Source organism: Candidatus Margulisiibacteriota bacterium (genome assembly GCA_028706105.1).
In the GTDB taxonomy this organism is placed as follows: domain Bacteria; phylum Margulisbacteria; class Riflemargulisbacteria; order GWF2-35-9; family DYQY01; genus DYQY01.
This window is the reverse complement of the sequence record JAQWCF010000026.1, coordinates 1-25,114: the sequence shown is the minus strand read 5'-3', so window position 1 is coordinate 25,114 and position 25,114 is coordinate 1. Positions and strand designations below refer to the sequence as shown.

General features: G+C 35.3%; 22 protein-coding genes. 15 read left to right on the top strand and 7 right to left on the bottom strand.

Translation table 11 applies throughout. The features are described from left to right. Positions 1 to 2,296 (top strand): UvrD-helicase domain-containing protein (locus tag PHF25_04250; GenBank protein MDD4527235.1); only part of this gene is annotated, 2,296 nt, incomplete at its 5' end. A gap of 72 nt (positions 2,297 to 2,368) precedes the next feature. On the opposite strand, the gene PHF25_04245 is transcribed toward PHF25_04250, so the two are convergent. The 4 genes from PHF25_04245 to PHF25_04230 are packed head-to-tail and all read right to left on the bottom strand — an operon-like array spanning position 2,369 to position 9,384. Then, positions 2,369 to 3,238, bottom strand: a complete 870-nt coding sequence (locus PHF25_04245) for an RnfABCDGE type electron transport complex subunit B (GenBank protein MDD4527234.1) — start codon at positions 3,236 to 3,238, stop codon at positions 2,369 to 2,371. Positions 3,239 to 3,241: 3 nt separating this feature from the next. Further along, entirely contained in the window at positions 3,242 to 3,814 is a 573-nt protein-coding gene (gene rsxA, locus PHF25_04240; protein MDD4527233.1) for an electron transport complex subunit RsxA, read from the bottom strand. Further along, positions 3,815 to 5,809: a bifunctional (p)ppGpp synthetase/guanosine-3',5'-bis(diphosphate) 3'-pyrophosphohydrolase gene (locus PHF25_04235; GenBank protein MDD4527232.1), complete on the bottom strand. Its 1,995-nt coding sequence runs from the start codon at positions 5,807 to 5,809 to the stop codon at positions 3,815 to 3,817. It lies immediately after the preceding gene. A gap of 47 nt (positions 5,810 to 5,856) precedes the next feature. Further along, a complete protein-coding gene (locus PHF25_04230; GenBank protein ID MDD4527231.1) occupies positions 5,857 to 9,384 on the bottom strand; it encodes a hypothetical protein in 3,528 nt (1,175 codons plus the stop codon). Positions 9,385 to 9,501: 117 nt separating this feature from the next. Between PHF25_04230 and PHF25_04225 the strand changes: the two genes are divergently transcribed. After that, entirely contained in the window at positions 9,502 to 10,002 is a 501-nt protein-coding gene (locus PHF25_04225) for a hypothetical protein (protein MDD4527230.1), read from the top strand. Here the strand turns inward: PHF25_04225 and PHF25_04220 are convergent. Next, positions 9,995 to 11,338, bottom strand: coding sequence for a hypothetical protein (locus PHF25_04220; protein MDD4527229.1), 1,344 nt, complete (start codon positions 11,336 to 11,338; stop codon positions 9,995 to 9,997). The two genes, PHF25_04225 and PHF25_04220, sit on opposite strands and share 8 nt — an antisense overlap. Positions 11,339 to 11,529: 191 nt before the next feature. Here PHF25_04220 and PHF25_04215 point away from each other — a divergent pair, with 191 nt between their 5' ends. The 13 genes from PHF25_04215 to flhB all read left to right on the top strand — a co-directional run bounded on the left by PHF25_04215 (position 11,530) and on the right by flhB (position 22,521). After that, the gene (locus tag PHF25_04215) at positions 11,530 to 13,092 is read left to right on the top strand and encodes a flagellar hook-length control protein FliK (protein ID MDD4527228.1); all 1,563 of its coding nucleotides are present in this window, start codon (positions 11,530 to 11,532) and stop codon (positions 13,090 to 13,092) included. Positions 13,093 to 13,102: 10 nt separating this feature from the next. After that, positions 13,103 to 13,720 (top strand): flagellar hook capping FlgD N-terminal domain-containing protein, encoded by a 618-nt coding sequence (locus PHF25_04210; GenBank protein MDD4527227.1) that lies wholly within the window; start codon positions 13,103 to 13,105, stop codon positions 13,718 to 13,720. 36 nt (positions 13,721 to 13,756) lie between these two features. Further along, positions 13,757 to 14,164: a hypothetical protein gene (locus PHF25_04205; protein MDD4527226.1), complete on the top strand. Its 408-nt coding sequence runs from the start codon at positions 13,757 to 13,759 to the stop codon at positions 14,162 to 14,164. 93 nt (positions 14,165 to 14,257) lie between these two features. Beyond that, positions 14,258 to 16,822 (top strand): flagellar hook-basal body complex protein, encoded by a 2,565-nt coding sequence (locus PHF25_04200; protein ID MDD4527225.1) that lies wholly within the window; start codon positions 14,258 to 14,260, stop codon positions 16,820 to 16,822. A 14-nt stretch (positions 16,823 to 16,836) separates the two neighbouring features. Beyond that, positions 16,837 to 17,607 (top strand): MotA/TolQ/ExbB proton channel family protein, encoded by a 771-nt coding sequence (locus PHF25_04195; protein ID MDD4527224.1) that lies wholly within the window; start codon positions 16,837 to 16,839, stop codon positions 17,605 to 17,607. Beyond that, on the top strand, positions 17,597 to 18,352 hold the full coding sequence (locus tag PHF25_04190; GenBank protein MDD4527223.1) for a flagellar motor protein MotB: 756 nt from the start codon (positions 17,597 to 17,599) through the stop codon (positions 18,350 to 18,352). Before PHF25_04195 ends, PHF25_04190 begins: the two co-directional genes overlap by 11 nt. 4 nt (positions 18,353 to 18,356) lie before the next feature. After that, a complete protein-coding gene (locus PHF25_04185) occupies positions 18,357 to 18,857 on the top strand; it encodes a flagellar basal body-associated FliL family protein (protein ID MDD4527222.1) in 501 nt (166 codons plus the stop codon). Between the two features lie 27 nt (positions 18,858 to 18,884). Beyond that, positions 18,885 to 19,286 carry a flagellar motor switch protein FliN gene (gene fliN, locus PHF25_04180; protein MDD4527221.1) on the top strand — a complete coding sequence of 134 codons (402 nt, stop codon included), beginning with the start codon at positions 18,885 to 18,887 and terminating at the stop codon, positions 19,284 to 19,286. Next, entirely contained in the window at positions 19,279 to 19,728 is a 450-nt protein-coding gene (locus PHF25_04175; GenBank protein ID MDD4527220.1) for a hypothetical protein, read from the top strand. The genes fliN and PHF25_04175 overlap by 8 nt, the downstream gene beginning before the upstream one ends. Beyond that, positions 19,725 to 20,402 carry a flagellar type III secretion system pore protein FliP gene (fliP, locus tag PHF25_04170; GenBank protein ID MDD4527219.1) on the top strand — a complete coding sequence of 226 codons (678 nt, stop codon included), beginning with the start codon at positions 19,725 to 19,727 and terminating at the stop codon, positions 20,400 to 20,402. Before PHF25_04175 ends, fliP begins: the two co-directional genes overlap by 4 nt. A 2-nt stretch (positions 20,403 to 20,404) precedes the next feature. Next, the gene (locus PHF25_04165) at positions 20,405 to 20,674 is read left to right on the top strand and encodes a flagellar biosynthetic protein FliQ (GenBank protein ID MDD4527218.1); all 270 of its coding nucleotides are present in this window, start codon (positions 20,405 to 20,407) and stop codon (positions 20,672 to 20,674) included. Between the two features lie 6 nt (positions 20,675 to 20,680). Continuing rightward, a complete protein-coding gene (fliR, locus tag PHF25_04160; protein MDD4527217.1) occupies positions 20,681 to 21,457 on the top strand; it encodes a flagellar biosynthetic protein FliR in 777 nt (258 codons plus the stop codon). Next, positions 21,457 to 22,521 (top strand): flagellar biosynthesis protein FlhB, encoded by a 1,065-nt coding sequence (gene flhB / locus PHF25_04155; protein ID MDD4527216.1) that lies wholly within the window; start codon positions 21,457 to 21,459, stop codon positions 22,519 to 22,521. The genes fliR and flhB overlap by 1 nt, the downstream gene beginning before the upstream one ends. Before the next feature lie 129 nt (positions 22,522 to 22,650). Here the strand turns inward: flhB and PHF25_04150 are convergent, their stop codons facing one another. Together PHF25_04150 and PHF25_04145 are read right to left on the bottom strand one after the other, a co-directional pair. Continuing rightward, positions 22,651 to 24,432: a hypothetical protein gene (locus PHF25_04150; protein MDD4527215.1), complete on the bottom strand. Its 1,782-nt coding sequence runs from the start codon at positions 24,430 to 24,432 to the stop codon at positions 22,651 to 22,653. 17 nt (positions 24,433 to 24,449) lie between these two features. Next, the coding region (locus PHF25_04145) for a hypothetical protein (protein MDD4527214.1) at positions 24,450 to 25,114 on the bottom strand (665 nt) is incomplete at its 5' end.

Here is a 25,114-nt window from a genome sequence, read left to right as displayed (position 1 = left end):
GTACCACAATGATGGACATCGCGATTGCAAAATCAATTGGACTCCCCTAGAAACAGTGCAACACAATAATCTCTGTTCTACATGCGGGAAACCTGTGACTAAAGGTGTAATGTATCGGGTTGCGGAGTTAGCTGATCGGACGGACCCCTCGGAAGCTAAATCCAAACAGACCTTCTGGTCAATCACTCCCTTAGCAGGATTACTGGCTGAGCTTGATAACAAAAAGAACCCTAGATCAAAAGCTATTACAGAAAAATACTTTCATTTAATAAACTCTTTAAGCTCAGAATTGGACGTTCTGCTAACTACTGATTTAAAGGAAATAGCAAAAATATCTGGCACAATTACTGCCGAAGCTATCAATAGATTAAGAGAAGGCTTTATCCTGACAGAAGGTGGCTACGATGGAGAGTTTGGGAAAGTCCACCTTTTTCATGATGGAGAAATTCAAAACTATAAAACTAACAGTCTTTTTTCCCAAGATAAAGCTAGTATACAAAAAGAAAAATACAGCAGTCTGACCTTTGACATTCAACAATTTAAAGAACTAAAAAAAAACATAACATCAGCTATTGAAACAACAAACAGCAACACAATCTGGACTTATACTGAACAAGAAGAAGCCATTGCACACAAAAAAGGCCCTTGTTTGCTGTTAGCTGGACCAGGCACAGGCAAAACAAGGATACTAACAAAAAGAATTATTAGCTTAATCAATAATGGAGTTAACTCCTCCAATATACTAGCATTTACTTTTTCTAATAAAGCAGCGGAAGAAATGAGCGACAACGTAAACAAAAAAATATCTAAAAATAACTGTACTATTAGTACTTTTCATAAACTTGGGTTAACTATCCTTAGAGAAGAATTGAGTTTAAATAATAATGAAAAATTCTTTGGTATTATTGATGAGAGCAAACAAATATCTATCATCAAAAAACTCTTTGATGCTGACCACCAAACTATTTTAAATAACATTAACAACAACAAACAATCCAAATTATTTCTTGAAAAAAAAGATACTATAGTCGAAAGATATAACCAAGAACTTAGAAAAATTAATGCGCTAGACATAAATGACCTTATTTATCTGACTGTGGAAATTCTCATCAACAACCCTAAAACGCTGGCAAAATACCAAAAAAAATTTCAGTGGATATTAGTCGATGAATTTCAGGAAATCAGCGCCATCCAATACCAACTAATTGAACTTTTATCAAATAAACAAAACCTTTTTGTAGCTGGAGACTCTGACCAAGCCGTCTATAGCTCCAAAGGAACTAAAAAAGAGCCCGTAAATAGCTTCATAAGTGATTATACAGAAGCAAGGCTTATCAGTCTTAGCAAAAGCTATAGATGCCCAAACGCGATTCTCAAGGGCGCCTCGTATGTTATAAAAAAGTCAGACGAAATACAAAGAGAAGATGACGGGGCACTAATCGTGCTAAAAGAATTTTCAACTGATGGAGCAGAGGCACAGTGGATAGCAGCAGAAATTGAACAGCTAGTTGGTGGTAGTAGCAACTTCCCCAGAATCAGTGGTGCAAGCAACAAGATGTTTGAAGACGAAATCAGCTTTAAAGATATCGCAATACTTTGCAGGACAAAACACCTTTTTCCTCCTATTATAAAAGCGCTAAATAGTCATCAACTTCCTGTCCAAACAATAAACACAGACAGCATCCTACAAGACTACCCATATAAAGAAATAATTATTGAATTAAAGAACACTTACTTCGGCCTAGAAAATCAGGTGTCCAAAGTAAGCAAAGAAGTCTTGAGTATGTTTGAAAATGGGATGTCTTTAGCTTTTATCCTACGGAGGATTTGCATTGAACACGACATCACCTCTGAGCAACAAAGAATATTAGAAAAAGTCGCAAAACCGTATAAGAATAAATACACTGCTTTTTTTGATGATATTTCACTAAAGACAGGCATTGATGAATATAACAAGCATGCTGACAACATAGCCTTAATGACTATACATGCCTCCAAAGGACTTGATTTTAAATACGTATTCATCCCTGGATGCGAGAGCAAAATAATGCCCTTCCAGTTGTTTAATAAGAAAAATAAAGATGAACTAAAAGAAGAAGCAAATATCCTCTATGTAGCTATGACTAGAGCAACAGACAAGCTATTTATGACCTATGCAAACAAAAGAAAACTACTAAATAAAACAATTAAAGGAAAGCTTAGCCCATTAGTAAAAGGAATTCCTGAAGAATTATTAAATAAAGAAAAAGTTGAGGTTAAAAACAAAAAATCAGTAGACCAACTTAGCCTATTCTAAACACTTCCTCTAGCTCCCTACTTCGACTTCGCTCAGCACAAGTCTCAAGAGAAAGAACAAAATATTAAGAAGTTATTCGCTCTTGCAGATTCCGCAACTTGCGCAACCAGCTGCTTCCTTTTTAGCTACTCTTGTGACAACAACACCGTCAATAAACTCTATGACATCCTGTGGACAAGCTTTCGCACAAAGACCACAGGCGACACATTTGCCTTGGTCAATATAAGCAATATTGTCTATAACTTTAACCGCATCAAACTTGCAAGCTTTTTCACACAATTTACAAGAGATACAACCAACCTTACAAGCTTTTCTAGTATCCGCACCCTTATCTTTGGAACTGCAAGTAACCATGTATGTCTTTTTTAAAGGAATAATTTCGATCAAACTCCTAGGACAAGCGGCAACGCAAAGTCCACAGGAAGTACATTTGTCTTTATCGATTATTGGCTCGTGATTTGCGCCATAACTCAAGGCATCAAATTTACAGACTCTTATGCAATCACCCAATTTTAAACAGCCATATTCACATGAGCTCCATCCACCGGAAGTAAGTGCCGCCATTTCACAAGACTCAATACCAATATATTCAAACTTCTTAGCAACATCGCTATCTTTCATTCCTTGGCACTTAATATAAGCAATATCTCTTAGTCCATCAGTGCTCACTTCTTTGCCCATAATAGCTGCTATCTGTTCAACCTGAGCATCTGAAGCAACTGGACATTTATTTGGCTCTTCTTCACCTTTATAAATAGCTTCTGCTAAACCAACACATCCAGGATAGCCACATGCACCACAATTGGCACCAGGTAACAGTTCCTCTACTTTAACTAACTGTTCTGGTTTATGTACATGAAAAACATCTGAGGCTATTGCTAAAAAAAGGCCTAAAGATAAACCGATAACAGCTAAAATAATAACAATTGTGAAGCCTGTCATTTTTTAGAAAGCTCCAAAAGCTATAAAAGCTAAAGACATAATGCCTCCAGTAATAAAAGCAATCGGAACACCTTTAAAACACTTAGGCACCTTTGACTCTTCCAGTCTTTCTCTCAATCCAGCCATTAACACCAACGCTAATAGAAATCCTAGTCCACCACCTATACTATGCATTATGCTTTCTAATAACGTATAGTTTTCTGTAATGTTCAAAACCGTTACACCTAAAATGGCACAATTTGTAGTAATTAATGGAAGATATATACCCAACATATTTTTAAGTAATGGAGAGGTTTTGTTAATAACTGCTTCTAAAAATTGAACCAGAGAAGCTATTACTAAAATAAAAAATATAGTTTGCAGATAACCAGCGTTCAATGGGTCTAAAATTAACTTTTGAATAAACCAAGTAACAATACTGGCAACAACCATGACAAAGGTAACAGCCAATCCCATACCAATAGATGATTCTTGTTTATTAGAAACACCAACAAAGGGACATATCCCTAAAAATCTGGACAGAACAAAATTGTTAATTAACGCGGCACTAAACAAAATGAAAAATAATTTAGCCAATTAAAACTCTCCCTTTCGCTTGACTTGATAGACATCTTTAATCGATCTTAATTTACCCATTATACTATCCAACAACTCAATCTTCGTCAAACTCAAAATCAAACCAACCACAGCAACACCCTGCGGAGTTGTCCTTAAATTAAAATTTACTATATTAATTTTCATTTCTGCAATCTTAGCAACAATATCATTTAGAAGGCCTATTCTGTCCGACGCTTCTATCTCTAACGCAATATCATATGTACCAGAATAACTATTATCCCACTCTACCTTGATTAACCTTTCCGTATCTGAATTACGTACGTTGTTGCAATCTTTTTTGTGTACAGCAACACCTCTACCTCTTGTAACATAGCCAATAATTCCATCACCAGGCATGGGATTACAGCAACGGCTCAAATAAGCCATAACATCTCCAGCGCCTTCAACAACAACACCGACGCTACTTTTTTTCTGTCGTTGTTTAATCTTAGGTTCTAATATTTCTCTCTCTACTTCTTTTTTCTTTTCCTCTTGTTTCTTAATGGTCTCTTTCTTCTCTTCGTAGACATCAGTGTTTCGTCTAAACCAATATTTAATCTTAGCTCTAGCAGAAGAAGTTTTCACACTGCCAAGCCAAGCTATTTTTGGTTGTTCTATATTTTGAGTAATAATTTCTACTATATCGCCATTACTAAGTGGCTTATCCAAATTCACTATTTGAGAATTAACCTTGGCCCCTATGCAACGATGACCAATAGAAGTGTGAACTCTATAGGCAAAATCTAGCGGAGTTGCTTTTTTGGGCAACTGATACACGTCACCTTTGGGAGTAAAAACAAAAATTTCTTCCACAAATAAATCAAATTTAAGGTCATCATAAAAATCTTTAGCATCACTATCCTTCTGCCACTCAATAAATTCTCTGAGCCAAGAAAGCTTCTTCTCGAACTCTTCTTCTTTTTTACTACGCTCCTTGTACCTCCAATGTGCTGCAACACCAAATTCTGAGACCCTATGCATGTCTTCTGTACGTATTTGCACTTCAACAGGTTTACCACTTTTGGAGATAAGTACGGTGTGTATAGACTGGTACAAGTTTTGCTTAGGCATAGCAACATAGTCTTTAAACCTTCCCGGAATTGGTTTGAAATGAGTATGTAGTACGCCCAAAACTGTATAACATTGCTGAACAGAATCAACAACAACCCTGATGGCATATAAGTCATAAAGATTCTTAATACTCGTGTGCTGACGCTTCATCTTGTTATATATAGACCAAAAATGTTTAGGTCTACCAGAAATGTTTGCCTTCATGCCGTTCTCCTCTAAAAGAAGCTTAACTTGTAAAACAAACTCTTCTATAAACTGTTCTCTTTCTTCTCTCTTTTCTGCAATATCTTTCTTCAACTTTCGATAATCACTCTCATAAAGGATGCGAAAACCTAAATCTTCCATTTCCCATTTTATGTTAGACATGCCCAGCCGATGTGCTAAGGGTGCATAAATATCCATTGTTTCTCTGGCTATTTTCTTCTGATTTTCTTCGGGTAAAAAACTGAGTGTTCGCATGTTATGTAGACGATCGGCTAGTTTAATAATGATAACCCTAATGTCTCTAGCCATAGCCATGAACATTTTTCTAAAGTTTTGAATCTTTTGTTCTTCGTCACTATCAAACTTGATTCTGCCAAGCTTGGTTACTCCATCCACAATAACGGAGATACTTTCGCCAAATTTTTCACGAATCTCGTCTATTTCAACAAAGGTATCTTCAACTACATCATGTAATATAGCAGCAATCAGAGTAGCCTCGTCTGCCTCATATTCAACTAATATTTTGAAAATATTAAAAGGATGCCAAATGTAATCTTCTCCAGATACACGCTTTTGTCCTTTGTGTGCTTCCATGGCATAGTCAAACACATCAAAAAAGAGCTTTGTATTGAAATGGCGATTATAACGCTTTACTTTTTTGACAGTCTCTCTAAGTTGAGAGCGAAGTTCTTGATCCATAAAGGATATTATACATATTTTTCTGCCATTAGGCAGAAAAAATATATTTACCTTCCATGTTTAATTCTAACCTCAGCTTCAGCTTGCCTTAATGCAGACAGCAATTCTTTTTCTTCTTCTTGCAATAATTTAGTGTGTGTTAGGTCTCTAATCTTTAACGAATTGTTTACTCTTGCTCTAAAAACATCTTCTCTGTCATCCATTAAAGCTAGCTTTTTCCCGTCTAAGCAACACTCACCATCTTCATTAATTGTTAGCTTCTGACCAAGATTAATTTTATTTATTAATTCTTCAACCGTTGAATAAGCATTATCTGTAAATATGACTGTTCTTCTTGTTGGTTTTTTTGTGATGGCATCTTCACCTTCTCTAAATATTTCCATTACAAATTTTTCACCAAACAAAAATTGTTCTACTGTTGCAAACACATCATCATTATCAATAACTTTTCTTAACTCCTCTAACTGCACATCATGTAAATTCCGCTCTACTTGCATAGTGTTTCTTTTAAAAACACTCGTATAATAAGCGATTGTCTTTCCCAGCATATCTGTAAATTCCGAGGCATGATTTGGCAACCCACTACCAATATCCAAGTATTCTATCGCTTCCTTATGTAACGCATCCTTCATTAACTCAAAATATGTATCTCCATTATCAACCAAAATATTTATTCTTTTAGAAGATTTCTTTTGTCCTGTTTCTGCTGATAAAATTATATACTGACCTTGTTCGTCTTCTAATATATCTGCAACGTCTATAATATAATGGGGGACGTTTGTACCATCGCTCTTTGTTTCAACGTAATAGTGTCTTAACCTTAACTTATTCCCTTCAACAAGTTCTCCACTAAACCTTGACGAGCCTTCCTCTAAAGAAGAATATAATGCCCGAACAAACTCCTTGTTTCCTTTTTTAACTGTACTGTAAGTTCTGATTCTAGAAACATTTAAAATTTCTCTTAAAACGTTGCTTTGAAAAACATACAAAGCTTCCGTAAAACTATGGATTGGTTTTTTATAACCAAACTCTCGACTAAGCACTTCTGCATAATTAGACTCGTTCATTCCTAACAAAGAAACTCTATGTTTTTCTGCTTTTTGATTTAATTCCTGAATAACTGCTAAGTCTGATTCATGTTGTCTTAACTGCTTCGTGATATATTCAGGCTCAGCTTCTAGTTGAAATAAATCTTGAAACTCCCCCAACATTCTATCCAGTCTATTAAACACACCATTGTTGGTTTTCTCATCCTTAAGAATACTTAACAGTTCTTTTCTTGATTCCTCGTAAGTTATATTCCTAACAAAAAGCTTGATAAACTGTAACTGATTTGAATATACTGAAACCTTTTTTTGCTTAAGTGCTATAAAAAAAGGAATTAATTTAACTGGGATATCTCCACAAACTTCAATGAACTTTCCGCCTTGTAATGGATTAGTTGAATCCAAAGACTGAAAATGCTTAATTGCATAAGCCAATGTTCTGAGTATCCTTGGATTAAAATTCATATTTTCTTCATGATAATCCTGACTATTTTCCCTGCCAGGGATATCATCAACTCCTATTGCAAGTCTTGATAAGACTTTTTTAGCAACGCTTAATAAAACCCCACTATCTATATTAAAATCTAATTTTTGAATTTCTTGATACGTCTTTAATAGCCTCCCTTGAGTATCACAAATACCAGCCTCTTCAAATATTGATTTTATTGTTTCTGCTTTTATTCCACTAACTCTCGCTATTTCCTCTAAACTTCCCTCGTTTACTAATTTTGAACCAACGTCCTTTTTCAAAACAAATCCATTAAAAACTTCATTATCTTGTTCCTCCAATTGAGTAAACTTCGATTCTTCAAAAAACTCTGGATAAACCTTAAAAAGAACATGGTGATACCAAGTAATATCATTCAACCCTATTGTATAATAATCAACATGCTTCCTAATCTCTTCTGCATCCCTTACTGCAAAAGGGTTTTCAATCATAGCACCTATCCTCATATTCTCGTCATATCTTATAGGCCCTGTTTTAGGTATTAATAAATTCTCTTGATTATCTTTTATGCCTGATTCTCTTAATTCTGCAATGCTTTCGTTAATTAAATCAATCCATTCCTCTGTTGCATCATATGCTTCTCCCTTAAGAGCCTTTTTACAATAACCACTAACTCTTTTAACTTCTTTTATTTCATCTGATGTTTGTATATTGGGGAGCAAGATACTTATTGATCCAGGCTCAAAACTTGTAGGCGTGAATTCCCGCAAACCACTTAGAGCCAAATCAACCAGAATATCTCGTACTAATATTTTTCTGCCTTCCCTTGTATTTAAGAGAAATCTCACTGATTGATATGAGTTAGCGTTGTCAGACTTGTCTTGTGTAATATCACTTAATCTTGAAACTATATCTGCACGTGAGTTTTTACTAATAACCTGTGAGTATGTTCTGTGTTTTGTTGACAAACACGTTTTAATATTATCATGCATCGTCAAGCCTATTTCATTACGAACTAATCCTACTGTCCCATAATAATCATCCAAAACTATTTTATCCCCTGGACTTATACTAACTGCCAAATCAAGAGAATGACCATCAAGAGTTTGAGCAGAAAAACCACTGAAACTACTTAAATAATGATTCCTCTTATTGTTAATTTCTACAGCATCTTTAGCTAAAAGATTGTCTTGCTCCCCCGAATTAACAACTATCTTACGAATAGCGTTATCTCCTACAAGACCGTTATCAATTATCATAATATCGTAGGCATTAACTAACCTTTGATAAGATTCACTGTTATGCGACCCAACAAGCAACTTACCCTTAGCATAAGAGACGGTCTTAACATGAGACAATTCATCCTTTAATCCTGAAATAAAAGCTCCTTTATAATTATCGTATTTGCATAAAGAATCTATAAACAATGTATCTATTAGCTCTCTAGGACAGGTAATAAATAATTTTTCTCCTTTTTCTAATTCTGCCAATATAGCCTTCTTATACTTCCTTACTTCGGTGGTCTCTTCTGTTATCTTATATACTATTTCCCTCATATCCAGCATAGCCTTAGGTACAATTAAATTAGCTAATCCAAGATAATTATTGCTATCTCTATCAGCTATTTCGTTAACGGCTTCTGTAAAGGCCTGCCAAAAATCCATATCCTGAGATTTATCAAGAAACACTTTTCGTAAAGCAACACTGGAGTCCTTTTGCAAATGCATCTCTATTTGTCGTTTTGCAGAAAAATCTATAGCATCACGAACATCCTTACCTTCACTCCTAGCTTGATCATATATCGAGCCCATTTCATTTCCATTTAAAATGTTACCAAAAACAAACGAGTAGTCACTTTCTGAGCCTTCAGTCATTGCAGTAATTAACTCATCTTTTGACACATTGTTCATCTTACTTAATACTTCTTTTTTCTCGTTTTCTAACTCACTCATTGCAAATTTAAAACTAAAATTTTTGATTTTTTCACCCACTATTTCAACTGGTACATTTATTCTAGTTATAGTGTCAGGTTGAATCTCAGATCTTTCTCCTCTTATTGCAACTACCTTATTCATCATCATTGTACAAATTTCTCCTTAAATTCATTTCTTTACTTTAACTTATCGAGAGCCAAAACAAGTTTTCCCAATATTTTATAGATATTTAAACTTTTGCCCAAATAAGTCATAATCTAAACTATGGAAAACAAAATCGAACCAATGGATGATTACTTAAACCAACCTGAATCGTTTAAGGATATTGCGAAAATCTGCATCAAGAAAAAAAACAAAGGCCCCTTTGATCAAGTTGTAGCCTCTCTTTATAGGTACCAAAAACTAATTGAATACTTAAAAGACGAAAAAAAACTCCCCACAGAAGACAATAAGCTACTACTAGAAATGCTTACAAAGGGACTGCGTTACAAAAACTTCAGTGAATTCAAGGAAGAAAATATAAGCTCTTTGGCTTTTGGTTTTTTACAAGAAATTCCTGACATAAAGTCCTTTTATAAACACCTATTTAACAAAGATAAACCCATCAAAACTATATTTCTTGAACTAATTAGAGACAAACTTCAAGAACATGAAGAAGGACTAATTTTCTTAAAAAATATTATTGATAAACAAATTGAAGAAAAAGAAAAACAAGAAAAAATTATGAAAATGCAACAAAGCAAAAGCGGTGGACTAACTATTTAGGCGGTTCCTCTAGTAACTGCAAATATCTTTTAGCCTCTGTTGCTGGATAAATTTCAAACAATTTTGCTTTTTTCTTTACTGATAATTTTCTAAAAATAGCTAATTTTTCCTCAGTACTCAGGTTTCTAAAAATAATAATTAACTCGTCTTCAGACATCTTCTCCCAAATTTGTATATATTTTTTAAACGCCTTAGCCTGTTCTGCCTCTGCACCAGAAGCAATCATTTTCCGGTAAACGGCAACCACTGTTCCCGCTGGCATTAGTGGAAAACTTTTTGCAGTCTTTTTAACTGACAAATACTTCAAAATATCCGCGATGTCCTCTTGTTGCATTTTCTTTAGAATATCAGTCACTTTAGCCTCAGGCATTTTCTCGTATACCTTTACCACAGCCTTCAATCTTTTTATTCGTGCTTGCTCTTCCTCTGTCACTGTTAAAGGAACAACTTGTGCAACAGGTACTTGTTCGTCTGGTTGAACTTGCCCAGGAACAGTCGCGGTTGCACCTGGAACCGTCTCGGCTACAGCTTGTTCCTTCTTTTCTTCTGGAATGTCTGTCTTTTTGACAATAAACTTAGGCACCTGAAATAAAGACGCTCCCAAAGAAACTCTCAGGTTATTAACCCAAGCATATAGCAATTCTATTTGTGTACTATTGTTAAAAATAGCATCCTCTGCACTTACGCGAAAAAGTTCTTCGCCTGCTATCTCCGCCTTATAAGTATCGCCATCAATGACTGGCATTAGTTGATTAAAGTCTGACTTGTCGTTTAAAAACTTATTTATTTGTCTAACAACATAAGTAGCTCTAGCATAGGGAAGATTGTCACCTATGCCCGCAAAAATACGCATGACCAAAACATTATCTACCCATATCTCTGCTAACTCTTTGTTATTAATCTGGTTCTTCACAACTCTAAGCTTATATAAAAAAGGAACAAAGTTTTTACCGTCAATATCTGCTGCTTCTAACAAATCTATCTGAAGCTCTCCAGCTTTTTTTATTTTATTTAAATCTTCTTTTTGTTCTTTAGCTAATTGTATCCTTTTTTCTTTTGCCACAATATCTTTTACTATATTATTAACTACGGGCATCTTCTCGGCTATCGTGCTTGGCAAAAAACCAAAAAAAGCCAAATTAGCCAAGGTCAAATAAACAACAGAGCCAACAATAGCCAAAACAATTGAAGACATTAATGTATACTTAAGTATTAACAAAATAGCTAATAAAGGATTAAAAGAAGGTTTTTTTTGAGCAGCATCTGTTAGCTCTTCAACTTTTTCTTCCTTCTTACCTTTTTTAGTTACTTTCTTCTCTTTGGGTTCTTTATCCATTTCAACTAACCTTCCCTCTACCAAATAACTCCCACCTAAATATTAATATCATTAAATGTATCTTTTTGTAATACCCCACTTTACATTAGTTCATATCCTTGTAATATTCTAATTGTGCAGATAAATTAAGGCACATCACGGAAGAACCCAATAAATAAAAGGATTACTTAGACAAATGAGGGGGGAAGTTAATGTTTGCAGCTGAAATGAATGGTTCTTTTATTAATGATATTTTCCGTATAGAAAAAAGTTCAGCCGATAATTCTTCCGATTCTGTATCCTATAATAGAGATAATTCTTCCAAAGATATGTCTTTCCATCAAGATTTACAAAATAAAATTGATGAACAAAAAGGAGAAACTTTTAGAGCAAGAGAAAGAGAAAAAGTAGCTTATACTTTTGACTCACCAGCTAAACCACAAGAAACACAGGGAATACATAATAACGATTTATCTGACGAGTCAACAATAAGCACACAATTACCAACCAAAGTTGCTCCAAAAACTCAAACAATAGACAACGCTAGTAATGTTGAACAAAAAGAACAAAAAACTAATGCCAGCCTAGAAGACATTCTAACTAAGCTAACCTCTTTACTAAAAAAACTTGATGATGAAAACATAGAACCTACAGATGAATTAAATAAAATTTTAGCGTCTCTGGCTAGTCTTCTAGATAAGTTATCGAATAAGACTGTAGCGGATATGCCAAGCAAAGATCAGTTGGCGGATATATCGTCAAAAATCAAACAAATCAACCTAACTAATCCACGCACCCAAGAAAATATTCCAATTACCTTTATTAGTAAAAAAGATTTTGCAGAGTTAGTGAATAAAATATCCACTGATTTGGCAAACAAAAGCATGACACAAATTAATACCCAAGAAATCACTTCACAAATAGCAGAGTTATTAGAAAAACTAGCAGGAGTAATCGCTAGTTCCAAAAAAGAATCACAGATAATTTTTCCAACTTTCGCTAACGAAGAAACTAAAGCAAATGGCGCAAAACTAGAAAAATCAACTAAAGCACCAGTGGATACAATTAAAGTAAACACTGATGAAGAAAACAAACCAATAGAGTTAAATTTAAATAATGAAAAAATAACCGAAGAAGTTCCAAACAAAAAACAAGTCGTCATAAAAGATAAAAATGAAGAGTCTCTTTTTAATCAAAACAATAAAGCTGAAATAAAAGAAGCTCCACCAAAAGTTATGTCGTTAGATAATGATTTATCAGAATTCAACACAAAAATTAATATCAAAGACGTGAAAGAACTAGAGGCAATACCCTTACCTAAAACAAGCAACTCTAATCTAGAGAAACAAAATCAAATAATGAACCAATTCCGTTCATATTTAACAATCAACAAACTAAAAACAGACACAGAAGTAAACATGCGCCTCTACCCTAGAGAATTAGGCGAAGTGAAAATTAAAATCACAAAAGAACAAATCGCTGGCAACGAAAATACTCAAATAATTGCAAAATTCCAAGTATCCAGCGCTGCCGTAAAAGCCATACTGGAAAGTAACTTTGATTCATTAAAAAATGATTTACAACAAAACTCTAATATAGTTATTTCTGCTTTAAGCGTGGAAATAAATAATAAAGAAAGTAACGAAAATAACTTTTCTAACTTTCAAGATAGCAACTTTTCCTCTAAGAGGAAAATCAAAGCGACTGAAATAAAAACAGAGAATACATTGCCAGAACAAATATTAAACAACAACGAAATTAATTCGTTAGCGTAAGGAGGAAAACATGTCATCAGTATCAGGCGTTTCTAGTGCATTATCAAAAACGGACATCGATAACTCAGCAATGCTGGGGAAAGACCAATTTCTAAAACTATTGGTTACTCAGCTTAAGTATCAGGATCCCTTAAACCCAATGCAAAACGAAGACTTCATTGCTCAACTGGCTCAGTTTAGTACACTTGAATCCATGAAAAACATGGAGCAAAGCTTTAAGGGCTCAGAAGCGTACAGTCTAATTGGAAAAATCGTTGTCTTCAAAGACCAAACTTCAGCAGTGGAATCAGAGGGAATAGTGAGTGGAATAAAATCCAAAAATGGTAACTATTATGCAATCATCCCTGTGAAGTCTAACTATGTAGAAAAAACTGATGCACTGCAAGCTTTTGCTCAAGCTAATTTAATGTTTGACCAATACAAAAGTAAACTTTTTACAACAGAATCTCTTTCTGCTGATAATCTTATTTGGAAAAGCACAATCACTTCTGCAGCTGATTTTGCCACTGCTTTAGGTTATGCTAGTCCTTCTGAAGTCCCAGCCTCATTAAAAGACCTTTGGGATGGAAGCTTTTACAAAGACGTACTGATAGACGACATTACACAAGTTTATCCATACACACAATAAAATAGTATAATACTAAAAAAGGAGGTGAAATAAATAATGGTAGATATGAGCAGTTTTAATCAAGAAATCCAAAGACTTCAATCCGAGCAAATCGGGCAAGGTGTAGGTCAAGTTCAAGGAGACAGAAAAGTCTCTCAACAACTTTTCAAAGACGAGTTTCTAAAAAAACTTGGACTAAACGACACGAATGATTCTCTAAAGTTTTCTAACCATGCCATATCACGACTTCAAAAAAGAAACATTGAAATATCTAAAACGCAATTGGAGAGAATCAATCAAGCGTTTGATAAGGTAGCGCAAAAAGGAGCAAAGGAATCTTTGATACTACTTGATGAGTTAGCTTTTGTTGTCAGCGTATCCAATAAAACAGTTGTGACAGCCATGGATCAACAATCCATGAAAGATCAAGTGATAACAAATATAGACAGCGCTGTCATAGGATAATTTGGCCTTTAGCTTTTAGCTTTTGGCTCTTAGGATAAAAATATCGGTCGGCCCTCATGTAGGAGATCGGTAAATCAAAACAGGGGGTAAAATATGTTAAGATCCATGTTCTCAGGTCTCGCAGGTCTAAGTAATAATCAAACAGCCTTAGACGTAGTCGGTAATAATATCGCTAACGTCAACACAGTCGGGTATAAATCTTCCAAGATAGAATTCACAGAGCTTCTAAACCAAACAATAAGAGGTGCTTCGTCTCCTCAAGATTCGGGCAGAGGTGGTACTAACCCTATTCAAGTCGGTCTGGGTGTAGGAACATCTGCTATTACTGTTTCCCACCAACAAGGCAACTTACAATCAACAGGCATAATGAGCGACTTGGCTCTTCAGGGAAGTGGATTCTTTATCCTAGGCGACGGCGAAGGACAAACCTTCTATACCAGAGCTGGTTCCTTCAATTTTGATGCTGATGGCTCATTAGTGCATTCCAGTGGTATGAAGGCTTATGGTTGGATGGCAAACGTAACTGGAGGTATCGACAGAAACAGTACTATCCAAGCTTTGTCTATTCCTGTAGGACAAACCATTAGTGCTAACCCCTCCACAGAAATCAACTATGCTTATAACCTAGATTCGCGTACTTACACCTTAGGCACACCAGTGCTTGCTACTGCTAACTCAGCAAATGTTGCTCTTGTAGGTGGTAAGTTTCTTGGCAACGAGGATGATCCACTAACACTGACAGTAGTTGAACCAACAATTAAAGACGTAAGAGGAAGTCACGCAATTAGTGTTTATTCTGAAACTCATACTGGTGAAAACTCCAATCTCAATGGTACGACTACATTAGGAGCGCAAATTGGTGTAACTGATATCTCTAGTTTTCGCGTGGTCATTGATGGAGAAGAAAAAACAATTAATTTATCTAATGGCACAGCTAGTAGCATTAATCAACTTATCTCTGCTATCAATTCTCAATTAACCGGCGTAACGGCTACCCTAACTGGTGGCAAAATAGAACTCACAAGAACCGTTGCTGGTGATGGAAAAAATATTTATGTGTATGATAAAAAAACTACTATAGATGATAATTTTTTATTAAATCTTACTTCTACTAACATAGCAATTGGTAGTGTCGATGCCACTGAATCAAAAGCCGTTTGGGATTATCTAGTAACTACCGGCATCATTGACAGTGCTGGTGCTTTGACTGCTGACGATGCTGCTATTAGCTTAATTAGTTTAAATAATGTTGGGGGCGTAGATTATAGTGATTTAGCCGTAACCGTAAAAACAATTTTAAAGCAACTGTTAAATGGTGGCTACATCAATTCCACTAATGGTATCGCCTCTAAAGTTTTTGGAGGTGGTGGCGCAAACTCTACAGAATGGTTGCCAGCTGCTAAAACAGTTGGATTAAAAACTGGAGCTGGAGTACTCACCGCCTCAACTGTACTAGGAGGGCTAGTTAACACAAACGATTTAACGGTTACAGCAAATGGAAAAGACTATAGCTTTGACATAAGTGCTGCCGGAATTTCTGATACTTCAAAAGTTGCTGATTTAATTTCCAAATTCAACAATTGGGCGCTTACCCAAACCACCACGACTGATGAGGTGCCCTTTTACATGGGACTAAATAATAAAGGAAATTTATTTGTTACATATACGAATGCTAATACTCTAAAGCCAATATCAATTAAGGACAATGTGCCTGCTGATAATAATGGTATTGCAGATTTATTCTTCGATGATAACATTGCAACCACTTGGGAAGGAGATGACGTAGCAACTAATCAATTTAATAAAATCTCAACACCAGCACATATTAACCATACTTATACTTATGCCGTCGATGCAACCACCACAAATCTTAGTTTAAATTTTGGCGCCGATGATGGCTCTATCACTGGAATAAATGGGGTTACGATTGATACTAATGAAGCTGGGTTTAAGACAGGTAATTTTATTATTCAAACAGTTCCAGCTACAGAATACATTACTTCCACAACTGTTTATGACTCTTTAGGTGCAGAACGTACAGTTACTCTTACCTTTACTAGAGAAGATGACAATCAATGGAGTTACCGGGCATCTGGTAGTGGTGGCGTTGCGGGTGGGGGAACTCTTAACTTCGACAGTAAGGGCAAAATAGTGCCTGGCATCATTGGTGGAGGGAACAACATTATCGTACCAGGAATTAATGGTGCTGATCAATTAGAAATCAATCCCTCTTTTAATACAGTTACCCAGTTTGCGGATAGGTCTTCCTTGGTTCATTCGTCTCAAGACGGCTACCCAAATGGCTCACTTTCTACCTACAGTATCAGTTCAGATGGAACTATCATCGGGATTTATTCTAATGGTCTTAACCAAAACATTGGACAAATTGGGGTGGCTACGTTTAACAATGCAACTGGTCTTTTAAAGAGTTCAGACGGTATGTTTGTGGCTTCCAATAACTCTGGTGAACCACAAATAGGTACAGCCAACACAGGAGGAAGAGGAACAATCTCTGCCGGTACTTTGGAAATGTCCAATGTGGATATTGCCAAAGAGTTTTCTAACATGATTATTTATCAAAGAGGTTTCCAAGCTAATTCAAAAATCATAACAACTGGTGATGAAATTCTACAGACGCTAGTTAACATGAAGAGATAAAGAGTTAATTAGGCATGGATAAGGCTACCCTTGTTGGAATCTTATTAGGAGCGTTCTTCCTAGTTTTTGGGATGGGTGTGAGTTCCGTACCCTCCTTTATAAACGTCCCCTCACTGTTAGTAACTTTTGGGGGGACGTTTGGAGCCATCTTCGTTAGCTTTACCATGCCCCAAGTACTTAGTACAATAACAATTGCTAAGAAAACATTTAATAATCCAGTTGATGACCCTATCACTATTCTGAATCAAATTCTTGCTCTCTCCGAAAAATCAAGACGAGAAGGCATCTTAGCACTAGACAAAGAACTAAAGTCTGTAAAAATCCCCTTTTTAGTTAAAGGGCTACAGCTTGTAGTCGATGGTAGCGATGCTGACACTGTTAGAGAAGTCTTAGAAATTGAAAAAGATGCCATTATTGAAAGGCACAAAATAGGTAAGGACATCTTTGAAACACTTGGTGCCTATGCTCCCGCTTGGGGAATGATTGGAACAATTATTGGGCTTATTCAGATGTTAAAGTCACTAGAAGATCCTGGTAGCGTTGGTCCTGCGATGGCTGTTGCGCTACTTACAACCTTCTATGGAGCGGTTGCTGCTAACCTCTTTTTTATTCCTATGGCTGGTAAGCTGAAAATCCGTTCCCAAGAAGAATTGTTTGCTAAAGATTTAATCTTGGCTGGTATTATCGCTATCCAATCTGGAGACAATCCAAGAACTATCAAAGAAAAACTTGCTGGATACTTGCCTCCATTACAAAGAGAGCAATTAGAAAAAAATGGCAAATAAAAAAGCTGATGATCCAAAGCCAGGGTCACCCGCATGGATGGCTACCTTTAGCGACTTAATGACGCAGATTCTTGTTTTCTTCGTCTTCCTTTTTACTATGTCTTCTCTTGATGTTGTAAAGATGAGAACAGCAATGATTTCCTTTAGTGCAGCTTTTGGTGGCTATTCAACTTTAAAAAACTCAGCTTTTTTTGACAACCAGTTAATGGTCCCCTACCCCGAAACTTCTCCTGATAGACTACAAGGTTCACAAGGCGACGAGATGAGCTCCGCTAGCTTGGCAGAGAAATTAAATGACATCATGTTTATGGTGAAAGCTAATAATAATGAAGAAGAAATCCAAGGCAAATACAATGACCAAGGAAATCTAGAAATAGTCATCAAGGACAAGCTTCTTTTTGAATCTGGCAGTGCGACTTTAAAACCTGAATCATATTCGATACTTGGGAAGATAGGTGAGTCGTTAGCGGACATCGATAACGATATTATCGTTGAGGGTCACACTGATGATGTTCCGCCTACTTCAAAAACTGGTTTCAGGTCTAACTGGGAGCTTTCATCCGCTAGAGCGTTAAGTGTGGCACAAGTATTCATTAAAAATTCTCAAATAAGACCAGATAGATTTTCTATTGCTGGATATGGTGAATACAAACCCCTAGTACAAAATACTTCAGAAAGGAACAAAGCAATCAACAGAAGAGTTTCAGTAATTATTGTCAAAGAGAAGATGAATGGGTTATATTAGCAATATGGCTGAAAAGGAACCCACAACTGAAAATAAAACAAATAAAGAAGAGAAAAACCAAGAAGAACCCAAAAAACCTTCCAAAAAATTACTCATTATTATCATAATATCTTCCATAGTTCTAGTTATGTTAATTGCAACTGTTGTAACTGCAGTCATCTTAACAAAAAGATCCGAAAAAATTGAGGTTCAGACCAAAGAAATGCTTTACCTAGTTCCGATGCGAGAATTCCTAGTTAATTTAATTGACTATGGAGGGCGCAGATTTCTGAAAGCAACTATTGAATTAGAAGTAGACAATCCAGCCGTCATGGCGGAAATAACAACCAAGGAAACTATTTTAAGGAATTACATTATCAACATACTTTCCAGTAAAACATTTAATGATGTTAAGGACATTGAGGGAAAAACAGCGCTGAGAAAAGACATTATTTCTAAAAGTAATTTAATTTTAAAAACTGGTAAAGTATTGAATGTCTATTTCAACGAGTTTATTATACAATAATAGAAACTACAGATAAGAGGATGAGTCATGGTAGATAAAGAAGCAAATTTAGAACAAGAAGAAAAAATGGATGCACCAGCAGATACTAGTTTGCCTCCAAATATCGAAGACCAAAAAAATGCTTCCGAGCCACAGCTCAAAACATTAGCTAATGAAAATTTTAAGAATGGCTCCAATGACATTAGTATTATAACGGAAATCCCGCTTGAGCTTTCAGTAGAGTTAGGAAGAACTAAAAAATCTATTAAAGACATTTTAAACTTTGGTATAGGAACTGTCGTGGAGCTGGAAAAAATTGCTGGTGAACATGTCGACCTTTTGGCTAATGGCAAGCTTCTAGCTAAAGGGGAAGTTGTCGTTGTTGATGATAACTTTGCTATCAGAATTACAGAAATTATAAACAATAAACAAAACACAAAAAATGACTAACGACATCCTATCCTGGTATCCAACTGATAGCTCGGTAATAACTTCTAATTTAAACGAAATTGGAGCTGGCGTAGGCTCAATTAATGTTTTGAACTTCATTTTGTCGCTCTTTTTTGTTTTAATTATCATTTATGGCATATATTTTTTGCTACAACTTATCAATAAAAATAAAAACAAACCTCAAGAACATTTATTAAAAAGAATAAACATTTCACAAAACCTCACAATAGACTTTATCCAAATAAACAAAAAACTCTACATCTTAGCAAATAATCAGAACTCTCTGGAACTTTTGGATGTTATAAAACAAGAAAAAGAAATACTAGAAATCCTGTCCGAAGATTCTGAACATCTTGATAAAAAAACATTAAATGAAAAGTTTGAAAATGCGCTAAAATCTATTTTGCGTAAAACAGACGAAATAGAAAACCTTAAAAAATGATATCAATACCACAAATATCCCTTGCAGTGACCCAGTCATCAGATCCAGGAACATTAAATTCAGCATTACAAATGTTAATACTACTGACAATACTATCCTTAGCTCCTTCGATAATTATTTTATTTACTTCTTTTACGAGAATAATAATTGTCCTTGGTTTCATTAGAAACGCTCTGAGTACACAACAAACGCCACCAACACAAGTGCTCGTTGGAATAGCGCTATTCTTAACTTTTCTTGTTATGGCACCAGTAGCAGAAAAATCTTATAACGAAGGGATTAAGCCTTATACAGAAGGAAAAATCACCCAAGAGCTCGCTATTCAGCGAGGCATGGCACCAGTGCGCGAATTTATGTTTAAACAAACCAGGAAAAAAGACCTGCTACTTTTTGTTAGATATGCAAAATTAAAACCGTTAAATAAAGAGGATATTCCAACTCATATTCTGGTTGCTTCTTTTGTAATATCCGAACTCAAAACAGCTTTTCAGATGGGGTTTGTTCTCTTTATACCTTTTCTAATTATAGACATTGTTATAGCCTCCGTACTGATGTCCATGGGGATGATGATGTTGCCACCAGTTATGATTTCGTTACCTTTTAAAATATTATTATTCTTATTGGTTGATGGTTGGAATTTGATTGTTCGTTCTCTTTTAGCGAGCTTTGGATAATTATGGGCGAAACATTTATTATTAACTTAGGAAGACAAGCTATCTGGATTATTGTTTTAACCTCTGGACCAATCCTTATCGCAACACTTATTTTAGGTGTTGTTATTTCGATAATTCAAGCAGTAACTCAAATCCAAGACATGACGCTAACCTTTGTGCCAAAATTTTTTGCTGTTTTATTGCTACTAACAATAATAGGTGGCTCACTACTAAACACTTTACAGGGGTTCACTATTTATATATTTTCTTCAATCGCACTTTTTGCGCGATGATAAAATATGGAACAATTATTTGAACAATCCCATATTTATCTTTTTCTGCTTATTTTTGTAAGAGTTTCTGGAATATTTGTAACAGCACCGATTTTCTCTACAAGGATAATCCCTGTACACATCAAAGTGTTAATCTCTCTTTATTTAAGCTATGTTGTCTTGCAGTTTCATGGACTTTCACCTCTAGCCTACAAAGACATCCATCTGTTTATCTTCGCAATTTTAATCTTAACTGAAGCCATTATTGGAACATTGATTGGGTTTATTGCTAACTTAGCCTTTAACATGATTCAATTTGGTGGCAGGTTACTGGATATTCTCATGGGCATGCACATCGCAAGCATCATGGACCCGCTTTCACGGGAGCAACAATCACTAATTGGCCAGCTACAATATATAATAGTTATTCTACTTTTTCTAACCTTTAATGGGCATCATCTGATAATTCTTGGGCTAGTACAAAGTTTCGATATCTTGCCAATTGGCACATTAACTTTCACCAGCGCTTTTAGCGAAACCTTCCTCAAAATCATCTCGCAAACATTTATACTCGGGATGAAATTTGCTGCTCCAATCATGGCAATACTTTTCTTAATTGACTTCTGCCTTGGTGTTATCGCAAAAAGCGTGCCACAAATGAATGTTTTCTTAACGGGGATGCCCTTAAAAGCCTTAAGCGGATTTATGCTATTCTTCTTGCTCTTTATTTTCTATGGAAGCTATTTTTCCTCAGTGCCAGAATTAATGTTTGAGCACATTATTACTATCCTCAGGGTACTCTAATGGCTGATCCGTCCAAAACCGAAAAGGCAACTCCTCGGCGACAACAAGAAGCACGAAAAAAAGGCAATGTAGCTAAAAGTCCAGAAGTAGGCACCGCCGTTACTCTACTTGTAGCGGTTATCCTTCTAAAAGTAGGCGGTAAGTCTTTATATAAATACTTTTCCTTCATAACTCAAAATTATTTTACTCGCCTTCATGAATTTGAAATAAATTCAGAAACTGTCTCTTCTATTTTCATGGAAATTCTTTTCCATATTCTAGTTATAGTTTTACCCATCATGGTTATCTTCTTTTCGGTTGTAATATTAAGCAATCTTCTGCAAGTTGGGTTCCTCTTAACTATCGAGCCGATTAAGCCTAGTTTTAGTAAACTAAATGTAATCAAAGGATTCAAAAATCTTTTCTCCAAAACAGCGCTAGCTACTTTATTTAAATCTATAGCTAAAATTGTTTTTGTTGGATATCTCGCTTTTTCCACAATTAGAGACAATTTACCAACAATAGTTAACTTTTTCTTTCAAGACATGGAGTCAAACCTGATGGGAGTCTCGGCCATAGCCTTAAAAATACTAATTAAGCTGACCTTTGCCTTCATTTTGATTGCGATCATGGATTATACTTTTCAGCGATATAACAGAAACCAAAAACTAAAAATGAGTAAGCAAGAAATTAAAGATGAATACAAAAGAACAGAAGGCGACCCCATCATCAAAGGTGCTATTCGCAGAAAACAAATGGAAATGGCTAGAAGAAGAATGATGTCAGAAATCCCTAAAGCAGATGTAGTCATTACAAACCCTACCCACATTGCCATCGCAATTAGCTATAATGCTCAAAAAATGCGAGCCCCAAAAGTAGTAGGCAAAGGTATGAATAAAATTGCGGAAAAAATTAAAGAGCTAGCCAAAGAAAACAATATCCCAATCGTGGAAAATCCGCCTGTTGCTCGAGCGTTATTCAAAGCCTGTGAGGTTGATAAAGAAATACCAGCAGATTTATATTCCACAGTTGCTGAAATACTAACGTATGTGTACAAGATGAATGGGAAAACATTTGGAATATAGATTATAACACTCTCCCTAACCCTCTACTTCCACAAGCTCTGCACAAGTCTCAAGAAAGGGAACACATTAATAAATCTTGGTAACTACTCTTTCCCTTGAGGGAAAGCCGGAAAGGGTGTCCGGATTATGCTAACTTATAAAATAAACTTTTTTATCCTTAAACTTCAATACACCTTGGAGAAACTCCATATTAATTGGCACATAAAAATTATTGCCTTGCCTTATGTCAAAAGTCTTATTGCCCATGACTATTTGTTCCATATTATTTTTATTCATTATTGCAAAACAAGACTCACCAGAGCCAGTTATTTTACTTAAAATACTACCTTTCACTAAATCCATCAAAATATTAATATCCACACCTGAACCTAACAAACTATCAGAGTTTAAAAAGCTACCCATGTCTGTACTTAATAAACTTTCAATTAAGCTTTGTAAGTCATATTTAGTTAGCACTGCACTTAAGTCTGTCGCCAGCATTGTTTTCAATAACTCCAAAACATTTTGTTTTTGTGAGCCTACCGCAATTTGATTACCTAAAAATTCACAACAACAATCATCAATAGAACCAAAACTAAAAATTGAACCACCTACATTCATGACAAAATAATCGGTATCCAGCGTGGTTAAGCTGTTTTGATAATCAAAGGCAATATTTCCGTTACCATCAACAGCTATTCCAATAGAAACAGTTATAACAATTAACTTCCCTCCAACGTTGATAAAAACTTGTTTCTTGTAGGGCATAACTCTGATCAATTTATTGTTTACATTAAAAAGAGCTTCAGCTTTATTTAGTGAAATATTCACCGCTCCTGAAAAGAAAAATTTGCTTTTGGCAACTCTAACTATTTTCTCGAAAGGATTAACTTTTACAACTTCATTCATATATATAGAATCTTTTGTTACCCTAACAATTGCTCCGTCTGCTATATTAATCGTCATATCAGAAGCTTTAATGATAGCTTTCTCTTTATCTAAAAAGACTAAATTATCTTGGTGGAGAAAAACAAGTCCACCTTTCTTGTCTATTACAATTCTAGAATTAACATCAAAAACTAGCCAATATTTTTCTTCTCTGAAAACCAATCTATCTACTTGTACCAAAAATTTTACATTATATTTATTATCAATAACTATGCTTAATTCCTCATTATTAAAAAATAATTCTGCCTTTTTGGGAACCTTAACATATGAATATTGATACCTAACAACACCATCAGCACCATTGAACTGAATATCGGAACTTAGCTCTATCCATTTTTTGTTTAACTTAACTGTCTGCTTCTCTCCATCTAAATGGAGACGATAACCATTAACATCCATAGTTTGAGCTTGAAATCTAAAAGTAGCGATCACGTCCAAATAACTAATAGCAATATTTCCTAAATCATCAATAAAAACATTACTCTCTGCGGTGTTAGAAAGTAGATACTCTTTACTTTCTATACTAAACTTCTGCTCTGACCAATATAAAATTAATCGCTTTCCAGCAAGCTGAATCATGACAAATAACGGATAAAAATAAACCTCACTACCTTTTGGTACACCCACAACATGATTATCCAAATAAAGGATATTTTCTTTATCACTAAAATAAATCTTATCCGCAAACTTAAGCATCCCATCTTCTTCTCTGGTTATCTCAATGTCTAAATAAGAATACAAATCAGCATCTGGCGTTGAGTACAGCTTAAACTCAATGCTTCCTTGATTCTTTTTTGGTTCTACTTTGTCAGTATTACGTCCATAAATAATAACGTCATCGGATTCCTCCAAAAAAATTGTTTCTGAAACCTCTTCTGGATTAAAATTAGCAAATCGCGCCATTTTTAGCGTATCAATATTCATGGAATCATCGGTTGAATTTTCTGTGTCCAATAAGTGATTAACCTTTTGTAATTCAGTCATCTGCTTTATTACCTATACTACGCTGACTCTGCTATCGTAATATTATGAAATTTTTCATTGCCTTCGTACTCATCCTGAATGCCAGACTCCTCTTTCAGCCTATCAATCAATTTTTTCATTTCTCTATATTTAAGCACTAACTGAGGGAAATCTGTTTCAGAAAGCCGAACCTCTAAAAGCTCCATTTGTTTTTTAGTTATTTCATACATTTTAAAATTTATTTCATCTCGCATACTATTAAATTGTTCTTTAGATATTTCTAAGCCAAGCCTATCCGCATTCTTTAATACGCCCTTTATTTTATTCTCTAATAAATCATAAGCCGAACCTCTTAACTCATATAAAGAAGACCTTTCCTCCAAAGCTTCACGCAGCATATCCATTGTCCTGTCTTGAGCAATAGCCTCCGCCTCTTTTTGCACCTGCTCATTAAGCACTTCAGTAAATACGCCCAGCCTCACTAACCCATTCTTCATCTTTCTCATCTTAAACTCTGTCTTTAAATTTGATGAAAACCCTGGGTTTAATGCTCTTTGTAAATAAAGTGCCCTAAGCCTATTAAGAAAAATGTCTTTCTCGTCTTTGGAATCAAATTGATATTCATGCTTTTCCTTCTGCTGATTCCCCTGATTAAACCCTGCCCCGCCAGACATCACATTAATGCCTGAGCCTGCAGCTTGCA